This window comes from Streptomyces sp. NPDC041200 (genome assembly GCF_055591805.1).
The window spans coordinates 127,219-145,651 of sequence record NZ_JBVIZF010000004.1; the positions used below are offsets into that span (position 1 = coordinate 127,219).

At 70.0% G+C, this 18,433-nt stretch carries 19 protein-coding genes; 10 read left to right on the forward strand and 9 right to left on the reverse strand.

Annotation, left to right across the window (positions count from 1 at the left end; all coding sequences use genetic code 11):
- Positions 1-9: 9 nt before the first annotated feature.
- The 5 genes from ACZ6CL_RS14130 to ACZ6CL_RS14150 form a co-directional block, all read right to left on the reverse strand.
- Positions 10-1,173, reverse strand: coding sequence for an LLM class flavin-dependent oxidoreductase (locus ACZ6CL_RS14130; RefSeq protein ID WP_468935533.1), 1,164 nt, complete (start codon positions 1,171-1,173; stop codon positions 10-12).
- Positions 1,173-2,210 carry an ABC transporter substrate-binding protein gene (locus tag ACZ6CL_RS14135; RefSeq protein WP_468935535.1) on the reverse strand — a complete coding sequence of 346 codons (1,038 nt, stop codon included), beginning with the start codon at positions 2,208-2,210 and terminating at the stop codon, positions 1,173-1,175. Before ACZ6CL_RS14135 ends, ACZ6CL_RS14130 begins: the two co-directional genes overlap by 1 nt.
- Positions 2,211-2,264: 54 nt before the next feature.
- Positions 2,265-3,041 (reverse strand): ABC transporter ATP-binding protein, encoded by a 777-nt coding sequence (locus ACZ6CL_RS14140; protein ID WP_468935538.1) that lies wholly within the window; start codon positions 3,039-3,041, stop codon positions 2,265-2,267.
- Positions 3,014-3,826 (reverse strand): ABC transporter permease, encoded by an 813-nt coding sequence (locus ACZ6CL_RS14145; RefSeq protein WP_468935540.1) that lies wholly within the window; start codon positions 3,824-3,826, stop codon positions 3,014-3,016. Before ACZ6CL_RS14145 ends, ACZ6CL_RS14140 begins: the two co-directional genes overlap by 28 nt.
- 105 nt (positions 3,827-3,931) lie before the next feature.
- A complete protein-coding gene (locus ACZ6CL_RS14150) occupies positions 3,932-4,015 on the reverse strand; it encodes a putative leader peptide (RefSeq protein ID WP_370593019.1) in 84 nt (27 codons plus the stop codon).
- 101 nt (positions 4,016-4,116) lie between these two features.
- Here ACZ6CL_RS14150 and ACZ6CL_RS14155 point away from each other — a divergent pair, with 101 nt between their 5' ends.
- From ACZ6CL_RS14155 to ACZ6CL_RS14185, 7 genes are all read left to right on the forward strand, one after another.
- Positions 4,117-4,536, forward strand: a complete 420-nt coding sequence (locus tag ACZ6CL_RS14155) for a YjbQ family protein (RefSeq protein ID WP_468935542.1) — start codon at positions 4,117-4,119, stop codon at positions 4,534-4,536.
- Positions 4,537-4,598: 62 nt separating this feature from the next.
- The gene (locus ACZ6CL_RS14160; RefSeq protein ID WP_468935544.1) at positions 4,599-5,324 is read left to right on the forward strand and encodes a Crp/Fnr family transcriptional regulator; all 726 of its coding nucleotides are present in this window, start codon (positions 4,599-4,601) and stop codon (positions 5,322-5,324) included.
- Positions 5,325-5,435: 111 nt separating this feature from the next.
- A complete protein-coding gene (locus ACZ6CL_RS14165) occupies positions 5,436-6,299 on the forward strand; it encodes a hypothetical protein (protein ID WP_468935546.1) in 864 nt (287 codons plus the stop codon).
- A complete protein-coding gene (locus tag ACZ6CL_RS14170) occupies positions 6,296-8,407 on the forward strand; it encodes a hypothetical protein (RefSeq protein WP_468935548.1) in 2,112 nt (703 codons plus the stop codon). The genes ACZ6CL_RS14165 and ACZ6CL_RS14170 overlap by 4 nt, the downstream gene beginning before the upstream one ends.
- Before the next feature lie 63 nt (positions 8,408-8,470).
- Positions 8,471-9,571: a PE-PGRS family protein gene (locus tag ACZ6CL_RS14175; RefSeq protein ID WP_468935551.1), complete on the forward strand. Its 1,101-nt coding sequence runs from the start codon at positions 8,471-8,473 to the stop codon at positions 9,569-9,571.
- 77 nt (positions 9,572-9,648) lie between these two features.
- Entirely contained in the window at positions 9,649-10,089 is a 441-nt protein-coding gene (locus ACZ6CL_RS14180; protein WP_468935553.1) for a Pycsar system effector family protein, read from the forward strand.
- Positions 10,090-10,149: 60 nt separating this feature from the next.
- The gene (locus ACZ6CL_RS14185) at positions 10,150-11,340 is read left to right on the forward strand and encodes a M48 family metalloprotease (RefSeq protein WP_468935556.1); all 1,191 of its coding nucleotides are present in this window, start codon (positions 10,150-10,152) and stop codon (positions 11,338-11,340) included.
- Positions 11,341-11,392: 52 nt separating this feature from the next.
- On the opposite strand, the gene ACZ6CL_RS14190 is transcribed toward ACZ6CL_RS14185, so the two are convergent.
- A complete protein-coding gene (locus ACZ6CL_RS14190) occupies positions 11,393-11,797 on the reverse strand; it encodes a GNAT family N-acetyltransferase (protein WP_468935558.1) in 405 nt (134 codons plus the stop codon).
- Between the two features lie 83 nt (positions 11,798-11,880).
- On the opposite strand from ACZ6CL_RS14190, the gene ACZ6CL_RS14195 reads away from it, so the two are divergent.
- Positions 11,881-12,105, forward strand: a complete 225-nt coding sequence (locus ACZ6CL_RS14195; protein WP_468935561.1) for a hypothetical protein — start codon at positions 11,881-11,883, stop codon at positions 12,103-12,105.
- Between the two features lie 121 nt (positions 12,106-12,226).
- On the opposite strand, the gene ACZ6CL_RS14200 is transcribed toward ACZ6CL_RS14195, so the two are convergent.
- A complete protein-coding gene (locus ACZ6CL_RS14200) occupies positions 12,227-13,774 on the reverse strand; it encodes a GMC family oxidoreductase (protein ID WP_468935563.1) in 1,548 nt (515 codons plus the stop codon).
- Positions 13,775-13,898: 124 nt separating this feature from the next.
- On the reverse strand, positions 13,899-15,968 hold the full coding sequence (locus ACZ6CL_RS14205) for a glycoside hydrolase (RefSeq protein ID WP_468935565.1): 2,070 nt from the start codon (positions 15,966-15,968) through the stop codon (positions 13,899-13,901).
- Between the two features lie 108 nt (positions 15,969-16,076).
- Between ACZ6CL_RS14205 and ACZ6CL_RS14210 the strand changes: the two genes are divergently transcribed.
- Together ACZ6CL_RS14210 and ACZ6CL_RS14215 are read left to right on the forward strand one after the other, a co-directional pair.
- Positions 16,077-16,481 carry a pyridoxamine 5'-phosphate oxidase family protein gene (locus tag ACZ6CL_RS14210; RefSeq protein ID WP_468935567.1) on the forward strand — a complete coding sequence of 135 codons (405 nt, stop codon included), beginning with the start codon at positions 16,077-16,079 and terminating at the stop codon, positions 16,479-16,481.
- Between the two features lie 156 nt (positions 16,482-16,637).
- Entirely contained in the window at positions 16,638-17,249 is a 612-nt protein-coding gene (locus ACZ6CL_RS14215; protein ID WP_468935570.1) for a hypothetical protein, read from the forward strand.
- On the opposite strand, the gene ACZ6CL_RS14220 is transcribed toward ACZ6CL_RS14215, so the two are convergent.
- Positions 17,203-18,285 carry an AraC family transcriptional regulator gene (locus tag ACZ6CL_RS14220; protein WP_468935572.1) on the reverse strand — a complete coding sequence of 361 codons (1,083 nt, stop codon included), beginning with the start codon at positions 18,283-18,285 and terminating at the stop codon, positions 17,203-17,205. The genes ACZ6CL_RS14215 and ACZ6CL_RS14220 overlap by 47 nt on opposite strands.
- Positions 18,286-18,433: the final 148 nt, after the last annotated feature.

An 18,433-nucleotide genomic window follows, 5' to 3' on the forward strand; every position in this document is an offset into this window, starting at 1 on the left:
CGCCGCCCGTCAGCGGCCGCCGGCGACCAGCAGCGGCGCGGCGCCAGCACCCGGGGTCGGGCGGCCGTCCGCCAGCAGGCCGCGCGAGGCCAGCTCCGGGGTCACTCCCTCGCCGAACCAGTACGCCTCCTCCAGGTGTGGGTAGCCGGAGAGGATGAAGTGCTCGACGCCCAGGGCGTGATACTCCTCGATCCGGTCGGCCACCTCCGCATGGCTGCCCACCAGGGCCGTACCCGCGCCCCCACGCACCAGCCCGATCCCCGCCCACAGGTTGGGCGAGATCTCCAGCTGGTCGCGTGAACCGCCGTGCAGGGCCAGCATCCGCTGCTGGCCCACCGACTCGCTGCGCCCCAGCGCCTGTTGCGCCCCGGCGATCGCCTCCGGTCCGAGATCGTCCAGGAGCCGGTCGGCGATCGCCCACGCCTCGCGTGAGGAGTCGCGGGCGATGGTGTGCAGCCGGATGCCGAAACGGACCTCTCGGCCCTCCCGCTCCGCCAGCCCCCGGATCCAGTCGATCTTCTCCTTGACCTGGGCGGGCGGTTCGCCCCAGGTCAGATAGACGTCCGTGTGCCGGGCGGCGACCGGCCCGGCGGCCGGGGAGGAGCCGCCGAAGAAGATCTGCGGCAGCGGGTCGGGCGGCACCGCGGTCAGCCCGCCCGCGACCTGGTAGTGCTCGCCGTCGAAATCGTAGGGCTTGCCGCCCCACACGCCCCGTACGACCTCCAGGAACTCCGCCGTGCGCGCGTACCGCTGGTCGTGGTCGAGATGGTCGCCGAAGCGCCGCTGCTCGGCGGAGTCGCCGCCGGTGACGATGTTGAGGAGCAGCCGCCCACGGGTGATCCGCTGGTACGTCGCGGCCATCTGCGCGGCCAGCACCGGTGAGATCAGCCCCGGCCGGAAGGCCACCAGGAACTTCAGCCGCTCGGTGTGCTGGGCGAGCGCGGCCGTCGTCAGCCAGGCGTCCTCGCACCAGGTGCCGGTCGGGGTCAGCACCGCCTCGAACCCCAGGTGTTCGGCCGCCTTGGCGATCTGCGCGAGGTAGTCGATGTCCGGTGTCCGCACGCCGCTCACCGGGGTGATGCGCGAGCGGTCACCGCCGGTGTAGGCGTGCCGGTCGACGAGGGTGCGGCCGTCGCCGCCCGTCGGCAGGAACCAGTGCAGGCGGACGGGCATCAGGAGCCCTTCCCGAAGGTGCGGGGCGCGGTGCTGGACGGCGGCAGGCCGCCGTTGAAGCGGGTGTCCACGTAGTCCGAGAAGTTGAAGCGGCGCGGAGTGAGCTTCAGCTTGGCGAACGTGTCCGCGATCTGCTGCTCGGAGGCGATGGCGGGCTTGTCGACGGCGGTGTACACCCGGGTGCCGTTGGTCCGCTTCACGGAGTCCAGCGCCACCTGGTACGGCAGCCCGGTCTCCTTGCCCCACACCTTGGCCCACGCCTCGGGGTGCTTGTAGACCCAGACCTGGGCGCGCCGCAGCCGCTCCAGGTAGTCCTTGATGACCTTCGTCTTCTTCTTGTCATCGAGGGAGGACGGGTTGGCGACCTGGAAGTTGAGGCCGTTGGTCACCCCCTTGCCGGTGGTGATGGCCCGCGCGTCCGCCTGGCGTTCCGCCTGTGCGGTGTACGGGTCCCAGATGGCCCAGGCGTCCACCTTGCCGCTCTTGAAGGCCGCCAGCGCGTCGGCGGGCTGCAGGAAACTGACCTTGACGTCCTTGATCGAAAGCCCGGCCTTCGCGAGCGAGGCGACGAGTTGGTAGTGGGCCGAGCTGCCCTGGGCCACCGCCACGTTCTTGCCCTTGAGGTCGGCGGTCTTCTTCAGCGGCGAGCCCTTCTTCACCACGATCGCCTCCCCGTCGGCCGTGCCGTGCTTGGCGCCCACGATCTTGATCTTGGACTTGGCGGCCGCGGCGAAGACGGGCGGGGTGTTGCCGACGCCGCCGATGTCCACGGCCTGGGCGCTGACGGCTTCCAGGATGGGCGGGCCGGAGGTGAACGTCGACCACTTGATCTTGTACGGGAGGTTCTTCAGCTCACCGGCAGCGCGCAGCACCGCCTCGTCATTGCCCTTCTGGTCGCCGACGTTGAGCGTCACATCGCCCTTGCCGTCGACGTGGCCGCCGGAGCCGGAGGACGCGTTCTGGGTGTTCGAGCTGACGCATGCGGACAGCGGCAGAGCGAGGGAGATGAGCAGGGCGGGGGCGATACGCCGTCGCATGGCAGCGGGTTTCCATTCGTGAGGGTTGGTACGGAGGGAAGTGCGGGGGCTGGGTTACGCGACCTTCTCCACCTCGGCGGTCTCGGGCGCCTCCACGCCCAGCCGGTCCAGCAGTTCGGCGCGCAGCCGTGCGATCAGCGGATCGCCGATGTCACGCGGGCGGTCCCGGTTCACCCGGGTCTCGTGTGCGATGACACCGCCGTCCATCACCAGCACCCGGTCGGCGAGCAGCAGCGCCTCCTCGACGTCGTGCGTCACCAGCAGCACCGCGCAGCCCCGGCTCTGCCACAAATCGGCCACCAGGCGCTGTGCGGTGATCCGGGTGAGCGCGTCCAGCGCGCCGAACGGCTCGTCGAGCAGCAGGAGATCGGGTTCGCGCACCAGCGCCCGGGCGAGCGAGGCGCGCTGCGCCTCGCCGCCGGACAGGGTTTTGGGCCACGCGTCGGTCCGGTGTCCGAGCCCGACCTCCTCCAGCGCCTTCTCGGCGACCTCCCGCCCGGGGCGGCCGGGCAGCCCGAGCAGTACATTGCGCCACACCCTCTTCCACGGCATCAGCCGTGGCGCCTGGAAGGCGACGGCCTTGCGGCGCGGCACCAGCACCTCGCCCTCGATCTCCCGGTCGAGCCCGGCCAGTACCCGCAGCAGCGTCGACTTTCCGCAGCCGCTGCGGCCGAGCAGCGCCACGAACTCGCCTTGCTGGATGGTCAGTTCGAGGTTGTCGATGACGGCGCGGCCATCGAAGGAGCGGGTGAGCGAACCGACCCGCACGGCGGCGTCAGTCGTCGCTTCCTTCGCGAGCGGGTTCACTTGCCGGTGAAGGTCGGTCGCCATTGCAGCAGCAGCCTCTCCAGAGTGCGGACGATGAAATCGGCGAGCAGGCCGAGGGCGGCGTAGACGATCAGGCAGACCACGATCACATCGGTCTGGAAGAACTCCCGCGCGCGGTTGAGCAGGAAGCCGATCCCGTCGTCCGCGTTGATCGTCTCGCCGAAGACCAGCGCCAGCCAGGCGGTGGCCAGCGAATACCGCAGTCCGGTCATGGCCCCGGGCAGCGCCCCCGGTAGGACGACATGGCGGATCAGCCCCCAGCGCCCGAGCCCCAGCGCGTTCCCGGCCTCGATGAGCTGCGCGTCCACGCCGCGGATGCCCGCGTACACGTTCAGATAGAGGTGGAACGCGACACCGAGCGCGATCAGCGCGATCTTCGGTGCCTCGCCGATGCCCATCCAGATGATGAACAGGGGGATCATCCCGACCCAGGGGATGCTGCGCAGCATCTGCACGGTCGCGTCGACCAGGTCCTCACCGAGCCGCGACAATCCGGAGACCAGCGCCAGACCGACCCCGACGATCCCGCCGATGACCAGCCCGTTCAGCACCCGTTGCACCGAGACCAGCATGGCGTGCGGCAGGGTGCCGTCCTGGAGCAGGCTGGAGGCGGTACCGGCGATGGTGCCGGGCGCGGCGAGCATGTCGGCGGGCAGCACACCGGTGGCGCTGCACACTTGCCAGAGGACCAGCAGGAGGAGAGGACCGGTCGTGCGGCGCAGCCATCGGGGTACGGTGCGGCGGCGCGCGGACAGGGGCACGACCGGTTCGAGAAGAACCGGGGACACGGGGACTCCAGGAAGGGGATACGCCTCGGCGCCCGCACGGCATGACGGCTCAGCGGTCAGCGCGGTACGACGAGAACGAGAAAGAGGGGGAGGTGCGCGGAGAAGTCAGCAGGCGCCGGGACACGTGGCGGACGCCACCCGCAGCAGGTCGATGTGACCGCGCGTGGTGAGCAGGGCTGACGTAGACATGCCCTTGAAACTAGCGAGCGCGTCCGACCTGGGTCAACGCCGTCTTGCCCCTCGGACCTTTGTTGCGGGAGTTTTAAGCGAGCACGTACGAGGATGGAGTCATGGCTACTTTCCGCACCCACACGCTCGACATCACCACCGGCAGCACCGAGACCGTCGCCGACCTCACCGCCGACTGTGAGGCGTATCTGCGCGAGGTGGCTCAGGGCGCCGATGGCCTGCTCAATGTGTTCGTCCCGCACGCGACCGCCGGTATCGCGATCCTGGAGACGGGCGCGGGCAGCGACACCGATCTCCTCGCCGCCCTCCGCGACCTGCTCCCCGCCGACGACCGCTGGCGCCACCGCCACGGCTCCCCGGGCCACGGTCGCGACCACGTCCTCCCGGCCATCGTCCCGCCCCACGCCACCCTCCCGGTCATCGGCGGCAGCCTGGCGCTCGGCACATGGCAGTCGGTGTGCCTGGTCGACACGAACGTGGACAACCCGCACCGCAAGGTCCGGCTGAGCTTCCTTGGCTGATCCAGCAGTCCGCCCAGCGGCGCCCGAGCCGCCCGACAGTACGCGAACGAGAGAGGTTGCTGGTGGATACCGGTGGCACGACCAGTTCCTTTCAGGGCGCGTCGGGAACCAGTCGTCTGGACGACCAGGTTCCCTTCCTCGCCCGGCTGGAACACCCGGAGCGCGTCGTCCTGTTGGAGCTGGGACGTTCCATGAAGTACGGCCCGCGCACGGTCCTGGTCCGTCAGGATGATCCGTCCACCCATGTGATCCTCATGCTCGACGGCTGGACCAAGGTCACCCACACAGCGGCGAACGGCTACGAAGCCCTGCTCGCGCTTCGCGGTCCGGGCGACATCGTCGGTGAGGCCTCCGCCGTCAGCGGCCGCCCTCGCTCGGCCACCGTGACGGCTCTTGAGGACGTGTCCGCCGTCACGATCGAGCGTGACCGCTTCCTGGACCATCTCGCGACCCATCCGGCGACCTCGCTCCAGCTCCTCAGCTTGACCGCGGACCGGACACGGGCCAGTGACCGGCAACGCGTGGAACAGGGCGCGCTCGGGGCCCGGGAGCGGTTGTCCCTCCTGCTCCTGGACTTGGCGCGCACGCACGGCGCGCAGGTCCCCGAAGGCGTGCGGCTGACCAGCGGCCTGAGTCAGCATGAACTGGCGGGCTCGGTGGGGGCTTCGCGGGAAGCGGTGGCCCGGCTGCTGAGGGAGTTGCGGGAACGAGGCATCGTACGAACGGGCCGCCGGGGGCTCGTGATCGTCCGTCCGGATCAGCTGCGTCTGATCGGACGCGGCGGCTAGCCACCTTGTGCGTCATCGGTCACAGAAGGTGTGTGACAACGTTCCTCCTCCAATGTCAGACCCTCACGGGATAGTGCTCCGGACCGAGTTCGAACCGTCCGAGAGGCACGCATGACACTGGCCCTGACAGAACCCGTCAACCGCAGCATCCTGCTGCTGGACATCGAGAACTTCAGCCGCCGGGACGACGTGGAGCAGACGTTCTTGCGTCGCAGCCTGCACAGCCTGGTCGAAGACGCCCTCGCCGCGGCCGGTGTCGAGCCGAACATGCAGTACCGGGAGGACCGGGGGGACGGACTGATCATCCTGGTCAGCGCCGAGATCCCGAAGACGGCGCTGCTGCGCTCGCTGCTGGTCACGGTCCCGGACTCGCTGTGTGCGTACAACCGCTTGGCGTCCAGCAGCGCCCAGATGCGGCTGCGGATGGTCCTGGCTTCCGGGGAGGTGGCCTTCGACTCCTACCAGGGCACGGTCGGCGGGCTCGTCGGTCACGACCTGAACCAGTCCTGCCGACTCCTCGACGCCGAGGTCCTGCGCGAAGCGCTCAAGCAGCGTGACGAGGACTGCGTGCTGTGCGTGTCGGCCCCCGTTTATCACGGCGTGGTCCGTCACGGGCACCGCGGGCTGCGCGCGGCGGACTTCCACCCCGTCGACGTGGCGGTGAAGAAGGACCGGCTCGAAGCGTGGCTGCACGGGCCGCTTCCGCGAGGCACCTCCGCCACCGCGCCGACGTCGGCGCTGGGGCGGGACGGCTCCCCGGACGCGGCCCGGGCAGCGGGCGAGGACACCGCTGAACGGCCCTCCGCGCCGAGCGGTACGGACACCGGCGGCGTGCGGGTCACCGTCGAGGGCGGTTCCCTCAGCGTCGGGGGCAGCCTGGTCGGCGGCGACCAGACGGGCGTGAGCGGCGGCAACGTCACGGGCGACGTCATCCTTGGGAGCGTCCGGCATGAAAACGGCGGCGGGCCGGCATGAGCGAGCAACCGGCCGTCCATGAGAAGGCCGACCAGCACCCCGACGAGAGCGCTCCGGGTCCCGAAGCGTCCGAGCAGGCGAACGACCAGCGGCCCGAGGAGGAGAACGACCGCCCCCAGGACCCGTGGGCGGCCCGGCGCGAACTCCATCGCCACGCGCCGACCGCCATCGGGGGCAGCCTGGTCGGCGGTGACCAGACGGGCGTGAGCGGCGGCAGCGTCACAGGCGACGTCATCCTCGGGACGAAGATCGAGCACCACTACCGCTTCGGCGCCGCTACCCACACCTCTGGCAACATCCCCACCGGCGAAATCAGCTCTCTGGCAAAGGTGTTCGCGGGCTACGAGGAGCTGGTGCACCCGCTGCTGGACCGGCTGCGCGACGAGCGGGTCCTCGTGCTGTCCGGCGCGCCCTTCAGCGGCAGGCGCAGCGCCGCCCTGATGCTGCTGCACGCCCTGAACGCCGTACCGGTACGAGCCCTTGACCCGAAGACCAGGCCGACCGCGCTCAACGAGCAGGTGACCCGCGACACGCACGGCTACCTCGTCCTCGACCTGGTGACCGGCCATGACGCCCCGCTGCGCGACATCGACCTGTGGTCCGTGCGGGACGAACTCAAGCGGAACAACGCCTACCTGGTCATCACCGTTGACCTGTTCGCCGTCCTGCACGGCATCGACGCCGTCGAGTGGCACCCGCCGTCCCCCGAGTCCGTCCTTCGCTCACATCTGCACGACCGGGTGGACGATCCGCCACGCGAACGCGAACTGCTCGGTCTGCCGCCCGCCCAGGAATTCCTCGGCCGGACCGGCCACCAGCTGCGCGAGGCCGCGGAGTTCGCGAAGGTGCTGTCCCAACACGCGGATGGCGGGCTGAGCCTCGAACGACTGGCCTCCTTCGGCGCGTCGATGATCCAGGAACAGGTGCGGGAGTGGTTCGGGGACGACGAGCCACCCCTGCGGGACAAGGCGTTCCTGATCTCCCTCGCGGCGTTCGACGAGGCCGCGTACGCGCTGACCGCCGAGGTCAGCGATGACCTTTACGCACAGTTCCAAGGCACCGAGGACGCCAACCGGAGACCTCGGGTCGGCGTCTTCGGGACATCCATCACCAAACGATTGCAGCTCGCGCGTGCCACCGCGTACTGGCAGGAGGAGCACACCGAATGGGGGCCGGTCACCCAGCGCATGGCCCGCTTCCAGGACGGCAGGGTCGCGGTCGAGGTGCTGCGCGAGGTGTGGACCGGCCACCCCTCAGCACGACCAGGCCTGATCCGCTGGCTCCAGCGGCTGGCGAACGATGGCCGTCCGCTGGTGCGCACCAGGGCGGCGGTGGCCGCGGCAGTGCTGGCCCAGGCGGACCTGGCGTCGGCGATGGCGCTGCTCATCGAGGGGTGGGCGAAGTCCAGGCGCTACCGCGACTGCCTGGTGGCCGCCAACGCCCTCGCGACGGCGCACGCCGTAGGCGCCCCGAACATCCCCGCGATCCTGCGGACCTGGTGCGAGGGCGACCCCTCCGAGTCACGGCTGCGCTGGACGGCGATCCGCGGATACGCCCTGGTGGGGGCGATGATGCCGCGCGAGGCGCTCGCGGCGCTGGCAGACACCGCCCGGACGGGTGAGGACGAGCAGGAGGCCCGGCACATCGCGGAGTCCGCCGCGCTGCTGCTCACCGATGAGTCGCCCGCGGTCCGCGAGTTGGTGCTGCGGGACATGGTCGACCTGTTGGGGGACGTGCCGCCGGTCAGGCGGCTGGTGCTGCAGGCCTTCGTACTGGCCTGCACGCACACCGACGACCTGCTGATCTTGCGGTGGTATGCGACGGCCGGCGAGCGGGGCGACACCGAGGACGCCCGTCAGCTCGCCCATCTGTGGCGCACGGTCCTGAACGACATGCGCTACACCGGTGAAGCCCTGAAGGCTCTGGGCGACTGGGTCCGCGAGGCGGATCAGGACCCGGAGGCCGAACGTCACTTGGCGCTGCTGCTTCCGGCTCTCGCCGTCACCGGAGACGACCGGAAGCGCCTCGGACACCTCCTCGCGACGCTGCGCGACCGGCGTGGCGACGCCCCACCGGCGGTGGCAGGCCGCCTGTCGGCCGCGCTGTAGGTGCCGCGGTCCGGCATCCCCCACCCACGACGTACTGGAACGCAGACCAAGGAGAGATGAACCATGGCCGACTCCCGTCGCCAGCTGGACTGGGACCAGGGCGCGGACCGGCACAGCGTCCTCGCCGACCCGGTGATCACCGTGCGTACGCTTTCCCGGTTCGACTACCGCAGGAACCACAGCCGGATCGACAACGCCCTGGTGTTCACCACCGGCAAGGGCGGCTTCGACGTCTGGCTGCCGCCTCGTCGCCCCTCCCGCTCGGAATTCGCCACCAAGCGGTACACCGCGGTCTACGAAGTGGACATGGGCGTCCACCGCTGCACGGCCACGCTGCTGCTGCCGAGCGACAACGACGCCTTCGACTTCACCACCGCACTGGAGACGACCTGGCAGGTCATCCGGCCGGATCGGTTCGTCGCCAGCGGTGAGCGGGATGTGCCCGCCCTGCTCACCCGGCGTCTGGAGGAGCTGATGCGGCCCGTCAGCTGCGGTTTCCCGATCGACCACAGCGCCGCCGCCGAAGGCGCGGTACGCCACGTTCTCACGAAGGCCGGAGCACTGGCCGACGACATCGGGCTGCGTGTGACGTGGTCGGTCCAGCTGCGACGGGACGACGATGCCATCGCTCACCAGCGGGAGCTGCGCCGGATCCGCTATGCCGACGAGGAGTTGGGCGACGCGCACGACCTGGCGATGCGCGAGGAGCGCCTCCAGGCAGAGCGTGACACGGCACAGGTGCGGCACGGGCACGCACTGGCCATGCTCCAGAGCCGCCAGGAAGCGGAACTCCGGGAGCTGGAGGCGGAGAAGATCCGCTACTACCAGTACTACCTCCAGCACGGCGGGGTGGCGACCTGGGCCCTCCACCTGGCGCGGCACCCCGAGGACTCGCGCCTGGTGATGGACAACCTGCGCGCGGATCAACTGGCCCTCATCAAGAGCCAGACCGAGGTCGCCCTGCAGGTCCTGCGGGGGGAGAACATGGAGGAGTACCAGCGCGCGGGGCTGAACAAGCAGGCCGTGCAGATCATCGAGGAGCTTCTCACCCACAGTCTGCCTGGCGCCTCCCCGGCCCCGCCTGTGCCGGGCTCGCTGTCCTGGGATGGACACGCCGAGTCCGCGGAGCCGTTCCCGGGCGAGACCACGGCGGATGAGGCGTGAGCGGCCGGGTAGCAAGCGGCAGGGCAGCGAGTGGGCCCGCTGTGGGAGGGCGCCTGCTCGCAGAGGTGAGAGCGGAAATGGCCCATGCCGACAGCAAGGCCGCACTGCTGCTGGGTGCGCTCAGCATGACGGTGGGTCTGCTCGGGGGGCTCCTCGCCGCCCGCGGCGGGGCGTTGTCCGGGCTTTCCGGCACCAGAACCGGGCTGCTGTGGGCCGGTCTGACGGCGTTGGCCGGATCGCTGGCGTGCCTCCTCCTGGCCATCCTGCCGCGGTACGGCAGCAGCCGCTGGGCCCCGGGGCGACCGCTGACCTACTTCGACGACATCCGCCGCGCCGCGGATCAGGGCTTGCTGACCGAGGCGCTCGACGCCACCGAGCAGGATCCCCTCGGCGGTCTGCTGGAAGCCCTCGCCCAGAACAGCCGCATCGTCAGCAGCAAACACCGCTGGATACGCGCGGGCCTGGCCGCCTATGGCGTGGGGCTGGTGCTGCTGCCCACCGCGCTGACCATCCGCTGAACGCCGCCGGTTCGCCGCGCCATCCGGACACCTCCGTTCGTACGTAGGGGAAGACACACCATGGCCACTCCACCCGACCCCACCGGTTCCGACCGCGTCCCGTACCCCGAGCCCCCGCAGTCCCCGGCCGCCGTGTTCCCCTCGCCTCCGCCCTACCCCGGCGACCGGCCTCCGCCACCGCCTTATCCCGGCGAGGAGCCGCCGCCCCATCCCGGTGACCGGTCCCAGGATTCCGGCCCGGTGGAATCCCGTCCGCAGGACACGGACTTCGGCCGGTCAGGCCGAGTGCACCTCGCCGAACGGCAACGGTGCACGGACGCCACGGCCATGGGCCGACTCCTGCTGTACCTGCCGTGGTTCGCCGCCAGCCTGCTGCTCGTGGCGTCGGTCGCCTGCGCCCTGCTCTCGACCGCGGGCTGGGTCGTCGTCCTGATATGGCTCGCCACGGGTGCGCTGGTGTTCCACCGGCCCACCGAGAGCGCCCTCGCCCGCCACCTGCTCGACCTGCGCTACCCGACCCCCCGGGAACGCGGCAGGTTGGAACCGGTCTGGCGGGAGGTGACGGCCAGGGCGGGCGTCGACGGCAGGGCCTATGAGTTGCGGATCCAGGACAGCGACGCGATCAACGCCGTCGCCGCGGCGGGGCACATCGTCAGCGTCACCGGGTATTCCCTCGAACACCTGCCCAACGATCAGCTCGCCGCGGTCCTCGCCCATGAACTGGGGCACCACGTCGGCGGACACGCGTGGTCCTCGCTGCTGGGCGAGTGGTACTCCGCGCCGGGACGGATCGCTTGGGCCGTCGTCCGGTGGCTGGCCCGGCACGGGTTCCGCGTCGGCCGACGGCTCAACGGCTGTGTGGCATTGGTGCTCGTCCTGGCGGTGGGCAGCGTCCTGGTGACGCTCGCTCTGTCCTACTGGTTCGTTCTGCTGGTGCTGGTGGTGGCGCCGTACCCGATGGCGGCGCTGGCGCGCCAAGCCGAACTACGGGCCGACCGGTATGCGGCGGCGCTCGGTTTCGGCCCCATGCTCGCCGAGGTGCTGCACACGATGCAGAAGGGGGAGGCGGACGCCGAGCGTCGTCGCGTGGTCGCCGCCTCCTCCGGCTGCGGCGGAGCCGCGAGCATGGCCGGTACGACGGAACGGGCTCGAACCGGCCGACCGGTCATGCTCGACAAGCTGCTGTCCACCCACCCGGACTACCACACGCGCCTCCACCACCTGGCCCCGTACCTGGCGAAATGGCGGTGAAGCGTCGGGGCTTCGGCGAGCCTTCCGGCGTGGACCGCGCCGGCAGGCCGTCTCACTGTCCGGAGTCCCTCCAGAGCATGGTCAGTGCTCCCTCCCGCCCGTAGCCGTTGCCCTGGTGGTCGCTGCCGATCACCCAGGCGAGTTCGGCCTCGATTCCCCCCGTTTTCGGGCGGTAGAGGGTGGCCTGCACGGTGCCGATGAGCTGCCCATCCGCGAGCCGCAGAAGCATCCAGTTCAGCCAGCCCTGTCCGCCTTCCGGGGACTGCCCGGCCGACTGCCGCCGGTACTTGGCTTCCAGCTCTTCGAGGGTGCACGGCGTTCCGCCGGTCCATCGGTGCAGTCGTACGTCGTCGAAGACCGATACGGCCTCCTGCGCGTGCTCGACCCGCAGGGGGCCGAGTCGGAGGCGTGACGTCGTGACGGGAGTGGCGGTCAGCCACGTGGTGGTGTCGGACACGGCCGGGATCGTATCCGTCAAGAGAGTCTCTCGCGCCGACAAGGCTGCTCACTCATCACGCGCGGCGCGATATGACGGGGCTGGTGATCGTCCTGGTCGGCTTCGTGCTGGACGAGTTCTGCTCGGGCGTGGTGCTGGTCCGGATCCAGGCGTTCCGGGCCCGTGCGATCGCCGAGGAGGACCGACCCATCGCGACAGCGGCCTACCGCGCGGTCAATCTGACGCCTTCCCCGCGGGCTTCGCCGTGGGTGGCGTTGCCGGAGTCGTCCTCAGCCCGGCGAGTACGGTCTTCGTGGTCGGTCTGCTGATGATGCTGCCCGCTGTGCTGATCCTTTCCCGCTCGGTACGTGAGGCGACCTGACCATCAATCGGCTGGTACAGCCCTCCGTGGACGACCAGTGGACGGTTCCGGGGAGTGGCCCGAGTGGCCTACGCGGCCTGGCGGATGAGGTCGGCCGCCTTCTCCGCGATGGCGATCGTCGCGGGGTTCGTGTTGACGGAGACGATCGTCGGCATGACCGACGCGTCCACCACCCGCAGGCCCTCAAGTCCGTGCACGGTCAGGTCCGGGGCGACCACGGCGTCCTCGCCCACGCCCATCGCGCAGCTGCCCACGGGGTGGTAGTACGTTCCGGTGCCGCGCGCCAGGAAGGCGCGCAGCCCCTCCTCGTCCTTGACGTCGTCCCCGGCGAGCACCTCGCGCGAGCGCCACTCCGAGAAGGGGTTCGCGGCCGCGATGTCCCGCGCCACCTCGATGCCGTGCAGCATGCGCCGGACGTCCGACTCCTCGCCGAGGTAGTTCGGATCGATCAGCGGCGGCGTCTGCGGATCGGCGTCGGTGATGCGCACCGAGCCCCGGCTCTCGGGCACGGTCGCCACCCCGAGGGTGAAGCTGTTCTGCGGCGCCCGCATGGCCGGTGGGTGGAACGGCACATGAATGAACATCAGCTGCATGTCGGGGCCCTGAGCGGACGCGTCGCTGCGCCACAGCATCGAGGTCTCCGCGTGATTGGTGAGTCCGTCGGGAACCGGCCTGCTCGCCTCGTAGACGACCCCGCACAGCGGATGGTCGTGCAGGTTGCGCCCCACGCCGCGCAGGTCGTGGCGTACGTCCACCCCGGCCTGCCGCAGTTCGTCGGCCGGTCCGATGCCCGACAGCAGAAGCAGCCGGGGGGAATCGACGGCGCCTGAGCTGAGGATCACCTCGCCACGGGCGTGCGCGATGACCGGATCACCACCCCGCCGGAACTCCACGCCCGTACACCGGTTGCCCTCGATGAGCAGGCGGTGCGCGCGCGAGTCGGTGGAGACCGTCAGGTTCGGCCGCTCCGCGCTGACCGGGTGCAGATAGGCGGTCGCGGTGCTCTGCCGTTTGCCGTCCGCGATGCTCAGGTCGTGCCAGCCGGCGCCCTCCTGGGCGGCTCCGTTGAAGTCGTCGGTCGTCGGGTGCCCGGCCGACGCGGCGGCGTCGACGAAGACCTGCGAGAGCGGGTTGCCGTCCCGCGCTTGCGCCGGACGCATCGGGCCGCTGTCGCCGCGGAACTCCGGGTCCTTTCCGGTGACGGTCTCCATCCGCCGGAAGTACGGCAGGAGCGCGTCGTAGCCCCATCCCGTGCAACCGGCCGCCGCCCAGCGGTCGAAGTCGTTGCGGTGTCCGCGCAGGAACACCATCGCGTTGATGGCGCTCGAGCCGCCCAGCGTCCGGCCCCGCGGCCACGGCTGAGTCAGGCCGCCGGTACCCGCCTGCGGCACGGTGGTGTAGGCGTAGTCGACCTCCGTACCCCACAGCCCGGGCCAGGCGGGTGGCACGGCCAGCTCCGCCTTGGTGTCCGCCGCCCCGGCTTTCAGGAGCAGTACCGTTCTCTCCGGGTCTTCGGACAGCCGCGCCGCGAGCACGCAACCGGCCGAACCGGCACCGACGGTGACGTAGTCGTACTCCTCGCGGCCGAACTTCTCGGAAAACTGTCCGCCCTTCACTTGCTGGTGGCTTGCCTTAACGATCTTGTCAGCCGGGCAGGGGGCATGGCCAGCCACGTAGATTTGTCCTCCTTGCCGCCACCACGGTGGCGGCAAGGAGGACGGCAAGGGGCGAGCGCCGGGGTCAGCAGGTGGAGTTGGTCTGGGTGAGGAGGCCGAGGCGCCACGGCAAGGTGTTGTAGTCACCGGTGGCGTTCGGGTTCATGCCCTGGTAGAGGTACTGGAGCTTGCACGGGTTGACGGCGAGCGTCTGATCGGTTCCGGCGCGGATCAGCTCGCCGTGGCTGATGTCCTTGGTCCAGGCGCCCGCGGGGAAGGCGGTGGTGTTCGCCCGGGCGAAGGGGTTGCTCTCGGAGGCGGCCAGCGGTGTCCATGAGCCCGCGATGCTGCCGGAGGTCCAGGAGCGGAAGTAGCGTTTGCCGTCCGACCCGATCGCCTCGACGATCAGCAGGTACTGATTGCTGCCCTGCACTTTGTAGACGTTGCTCGCTTCGAACAGGGCGTATTTGTTGGAGTCCTGGGCGGCGATGACGGTGTTGGTGAACCCGTTCGGGAACTGGGCCAGGGTGGTCTGCGAGCGGTACAGGTGTCCGTTGTCGTCGGAGGAGAACAGGTAGCAGTTGGCGCTGTCACAGATCACCCACATGTCCACCCAGTACCCGTTGCCGATGTTCTGCTTGATGATGTCCGGCATCGAGGAGTAGAAGTGGCGCGGGGCGCTCCAGCCGTTCGGGTTGCTGATGTCGCTGTTGGTGGAGTACGAGGCGTTGCCGGTCTGGTACACCAGGTACCACGTGTTCTTGGGCGCGAAGAAGAACACCTGCGGCGCGGCCCGGTAACCGGTCCCGATGCCACTGCGGTCCAGATAGTGATGGGTGGCCGAGGCCGCCTGGGACCAGTCGGTGAAGCTCAGGTAGACCAGGTTGTAGCCGGAGGCGCTGGCGACGCTGGCGAACACGTGCCACTTGCCGTTGTGGCGGACCACCGTCGGGTCCTTGAGCCCGGCGATGTTGTGGGTGGCGTCCGGCTTCGGGGACATCAGGATGCCGCTGGAATTCCAGCGGAAGCTGGTGGGCAGTGCGGCGGCGGTCCGCGGGGCGTCCTTGGCCGCGGGGGTGCCGCCCATCGCGGTGAGGGTGGCGTTGTAGGCGGGCTTCTTGTTGCCGTTGTTGTCGAAGAGCAGCGGGTTCTCCCCGGCGCGCCACGAGTCGCGGTCCCGGATGCCCCAGACGGTGATGCCGTTGCAGCGCGGGACGTTCATGCAGGCCTTGACGGTGTTCGCGTACGCGGCCGTCGGCGCCTGCGCGATGTCCAGCTCGGTGATCTGCACGTCCACGCCGAGCGCGGCGAAGCTGGACAGGGTGGTCTGGAAGCTGGCCGGCGGGCCGCCGGTGCCGAAGTGGGCCTGGAGGCCGACGCAGTCGATGGGCACCCCGCGCGCCTTGAAGTCGCGCACCATGCGGTAGACGCCCTGGGTCTTCGCGGCGTTCCAGTCCTCGATGTTGTAGTCGTTGTAGCAGAGCTTGGCCGCCGGGTCGGCCGACCGGGCGGCGCGGAAGGCCTCCTCGATGAAGCCGTTGCCCAGCACGTTCTGGAACACCGAGGGGCGGTGCTGGCCGCTGCCGCCGTCGGCGAACGCCTCGTTCACCACGTCCCACGCGGAGATCTTGCCCTTGTAGTGGGCCATCGTGGTGGTGATGTGGTTCTTCATCACGCTGCGCAGGGTGGTGGCGTCGCCGATGGCGCTGACCCAGTTGGGGAGTTGGGAGTGCCAGACCAGGGTGTGTCCCCGTAATCGCTGTCCGCGTGAGGTGGCGTGGTTGACGATCTGGTCGGCGGGAGCGAAGTTGAACGAGCCGCGGGACCGCTCGATCGTGTCCCACTTCATCTCGTTCTCCGGGGTGACCATGTTGAATTCCCGGTTGAGGATCCCCGCGTACGTGCCGTCCCCGAGCTTGCCCGCGGCCACGGCGGCCCCGAAGTACCGCCCGGACTGGGCTGCTTGGGCGCCCAGGGTGGAGGCCTTGGCGGAGCCGGTCGCCGTCTGGCCCTGAGCGGGGCCGGTGGCCGCCCGGTCCTGGGCGGGGCCGGTCGCCGCACCGGCGGTCCCGGCCATCGTCATGACGGTGGCGGCCAAGAAGCCGAGCCCGAGCGCCGCGGCGCGGCGTCGGCCGTGTCGTTGTGGAAGAGCCATGTCTCTCCTTTGAGGATGGCGTGTGGTCATCGCATGGGAGCGCTCCCATAATCGTGACATGAACACGACCGTCGGGGAAGTGGTCCCGCACGGGGCCACAATGGGCGCATGGATGATCTCGTCGCCGAGCCGGGGCCAGGCGTGCGCGAGCGCCTGGCCAGGGAGAGGAACGTCTGGCTGTGCACCGTCCGCCCGGATGGGTCGGCGCATGTGACACCCGTCTGGTTCGTCTACGAGACCGCCCGGTGGTGGATCGGCGCGGATCGCGGGGCGGTCAAGGTCGGAAACGTGCGGACGGAGCCGCGTGTCTCCCTGGCCTTGGAGGACGGCCGGTTCCCGGTCGTCGCGGAAGGGGACGCCTCGCTGATCCACGGCCCATTCCCCCCCGAGGTCGTGACCGCGTTCCAGGGGAAGTATGAATGGGACGTCACCGCGCCCACGCGCCCGGGTGGCGCGCGTGTTCTGCTGGAAGTGCGCGTACGCCGTTGGCTGCTGGCCGGTACGGCTCAGTGACGGTGGCGTGTCAGTGACGGTGGCGGGGCGGCGAACCATTCCGTTGCCCCGCTCGTCTTCAGGGCCGATGTGGTGTCTCGATGAGAGATGCCTCGGGGTGACATCGGCCGTACGGATGTCTATGGAAAGGCTCTTGAGAGAGTGTCAGAGAGCAACATGAGCAGGACCGTCCGCTGGATCGCCGGGGCGGCGGTGGTAGCGGCCGTCGTCGGTGTCACGGGCTGCTCGAAGGAGGCGGAGTCCGACTCGGGGAGCAAGCCGGCGGCGAGCAGCTCGACCGGCACCGGGGCGGAGAAGAAGGGGGAGGGGTCGGCGGACTCGCAGGCCTCGGAGCCCCGCCAGGCCACGGCCGAGGAGGCGGTTGCCACGTGGGTGACCGAGGTCATCAAGGGGCGGCCGAAGCAGGCGTGTCTGGTGATGGCGGGACCGGCCAAGGGCTCGTCGCCCGCGCAGGTCGGCACCCCGGAGAGGTGCAACGGCGACGCGCCCGAAGTGCGGAAGATGCGCGAGAGCGCCGGGAGGTTCCGTGAGTCGTTCACGCCCAAGCAGTCCAGCGGCAGCCCGAAGGTGGAGGTCGCCAAGGTCCCGGCCACCGGTGGCAAGGTGCTGGTACCCGCCGACAAGATCACCGTCGATGGACAGACGCTCGACAAGGTCATGGTGTCCAACTCCACCGGAGTGAAGCCGGGGCAGCTGGACGTGAAGGTGGAGTCCACCAAGATCAAGGACGCCTGGTATGTGACCAACCTCGATCTGAACCTCGGCTGATGGTGTGACACCGGGTTCGGCCCTCTCCGTCCGTCTGCCTCAGGTGTGCGGGCGGAGGGGCCGTCGCCCGGCGGGCGGCCGGTTCGCGGAGGGTCTGGCGTGGTGACCGGCCGTAGGTCTCCCGGTAGAGGGAGGCGAAGCGGCCGGGGTGCCAGAAGCCCCATCGGGCGGCGGTCTCGGTGACGGTGGCCGGTCCGCCGGGCTCGGCGTTCAGCAGGTCGTGGTGGGCGCGGGAGAGACGCACCTGGCGCAGATGGCCGAGCGGCGTGGTGTGCAGATGCCGACGGAAGGCGTACTGCAGTGCGCGCACGGTGACGCGTGCCGCGGCGGCGATGTCGGCGACGGTGACGGGCTCGTCGGCGTGATCCTCGATGTGGGCCAGCGCGCGGCGCAGCATGGCCGGGTGCGCGTCCCTGCTGTCGGACGCGGTCGGCGCGGTGAGCGTGGTGTTGGGGAACGTGGCCAGGACGCTCGCGGCCAGGTGCTGCGCGGCGGTGGAAGCGACCAGTGGCTGTTCTGCCACGGCGGGATCGGTCAGGACGTGGTCGCGCACGTAGATGATCGTCTTCCGTAACTGCCGGGCCGCGGCGGGGGAGTGCGGTCGGTGTCCGGTGAGACGGACGGGGCTGGAGTCGGCCGTGTCGGCGGTGGCGGCCACCTGGTTGAGCAGGGCGGGGTCCAGCATGGTGATGTTGTAGCGGGCGCTGCAGATCTGCCCCGAGTAGGGCAGCTCCGGCGGGGCGAACGACACCACGTCGCCGGGGCCGAACGAGTCCTCGACCCCCTGGAACGTGTGTTTCTGGATGGTGCCTTCGTGGACGACGCACAGACAGATCCGGCCCAGCGGCGTGACCGCGTAGCTCATGTCGAAGTCCAGGTCCAGCTCGTCGACGCTGAGGGAGTCGATGGCGCTGCGAGAGATGCGTGTCCGGCTGGTCTCCGGTGTGCCGTTGCCGATGTTCATCTTGGCGTACGCGCTGCTGAGGAACTCCTCGGTCTGTTCCAGGTTGTCGCTGTCGAAGGTGAGGGTGTGCACGGCGGAGATTTCCTCTCGCGACCAGGGGTTTTTCGTTTAGTGGACTGCTGCCCCCGATGCCGTTCGCTACGCGGCTGGTCCCAGCCATCGGCGCAGCACCAGGGTGGATCGGAGGAACACGGTGCTGACGTCCGCGGACATCGTGGCT